1 protein-coding gene is annotated in these 1773 nt (G+C 66.3%); it reads right to left on the bottom strand.

Going from position 1 to position 1773, the window contains the following annotated elements; all coding sequences use genetic code 11:
- A partial coding sequence (locus tag DQW85_RS07445; protein WP_240196998.1) for a condensation domain-containing protein occupies positions 1–1773 on the bottom strand: 1773 nt, incomplete at both ends.

Genomic DNA, 1773 nt, shown 5'->3' with positions numbered 1-1773 from the left:
GAACCCACCCGCCCCCGGCGACAGACAATGCTCCACCAACGCCCGCAACGCCCGCACATAGCTCTCCGCGACCCGCTGGATGGTCTCCGGCCGGTGCACGTTCGTGGAGAAGTACCACTCGAACGCCATCTCACCATCAGCGGTCTGCGACACCTCCACCTGCAACAGATGCGAGCGAGTCTGCTCCTGGCCCTCACTCGGGCCATACAGCTCAGGAGACAACTCCCGAGCCAACAGACCCACCTCGTCATCCCCGGCGGCATCGAACGCGCCACCGTAGTTGAACAGCACCTGCGGACTCGCCACCTGACCCAGCTCACCCGTCAGATAACGCAGCGCCCCATAACCCACACCACGGTCAGGACTGCTCCGCAACTGCTCCTTGACCGACTTGAGAACCCTGCCCGGCTCGCTGAGATCATCGCTCGACAACGTCACCGGATAGATCGAGGTAAACCAGCCGAGCGTCCGTGACAGATCGACCTCTTCGGCGATGGCCTCCCGGCCGTGACTCTCCAGATCGATCGTCACCGCATCGGTGCCCGCCCACTCACCCAGCGCCTGCAACAGCCCGGCCAGCAGCACATCGTTGATCTGCGTCCGATACGCCTTGTGCGCGCGGGTCAGCAGCGCCGAAGTCGTCTCGGCGTCCAAGGTTGCCCGGACGATCTCGCTGGAGGCTTCGGTGTTGGCACCGGCCGCATCATCAACGGGCACCATGAAGGTGGAATCAAGCTGCTGAGTCCAGTAAGGGAGCTGCTCGCGCACGCGCTCTGTGCCGGCGAAGGCGTGCAGTCGCTCGGCCCACTGCTGGAAGGACGTCGTCTTGGCAGGCAGCGACTCGCCTCGGTAAGCGCTGTCGAGGTCCTCCAGCAGGACGTTCCAGGACACCCCGTCCATCACCAGGTGATGAACGGTGATCCCCAGCCAGCCCGGCTCCTCGCCCCGATCGAAGTGGACCACCCGGATCAGCGGTCCATCGGCCAGGCTTAACGACGTCTGCGCGACGGTCATCCGCTCGGCGACCTGGGCCTCACCCATCCCGACCGCATCCACGACCGAGAAGACCTCGCCCTCCTCAGCCGGGGCATTGTGCTGCACCCACGCCTGCCGTGCGGGATCGTAGGCGAAGCGGATCCGCAGCGCGTCATGGTGCCTGATCACAGCATCCACCGCGCGCGCCAACGCCGAGGCATCGGCCCCCTGCGCGAGCTCGAACATGCCCGACCAGTTCCAATGATCCCGATCGGCGATGTCCTGCTCGACGAACCAATGCTGGATCGGCGTCAACAACACCGACCCCGACACCGTCCCCTGCTCGGCCAGCACCGGCGTGGCCGTAAGCCGCACCGCCGCGGCCAGCTCACCCACACTCTGCCGCGCGAACACATCCGCCACATCCAGCCGCAGCCCCGCCGCCCTGGCCCGAGCCACGATCTGCAAGCTCAGGATCGAATCGCCGCCCAACTCGAAGAAGTTGTCGTGCAACCCGACCCGCTCCACCCCCAGCACCTGCGACCAGATCCCCGCCAGCACGACCTCGTTGGCCGTGCGTGGCGGCACATACTCCACCCCCGCCGCCGTCACCGGGTCAGGTTCGGGCAGCGCCTTGCGATCCACCTTGCCGTTGGCGGTCAACGGCAGACCATCCACCGTCATGAACACCGCCGGCACCATGTAATCGGGCAGCCGCCCCCGCATGAACGAACGCAACTCGGCGGCGTCGACAGGCCCTTCCGGGACCACATAGCCGATCAGCCGCTTACCACCACC

It is taken from the genome of Nonomuraea lactucae, from assembly GCF_003313395.1.
GTDB classification, from domain to species: Bacteria; Actinomycetota; Actinomycetes; order Streptosporangiales; family Streptosporangiaceae; genus Nonomuraea; species Nonomuraea lactucae.
Note: the sequence above shows the minus strand (reverse complement) of the source record. Positions and strands in the feature narration are given on the sequence as shown.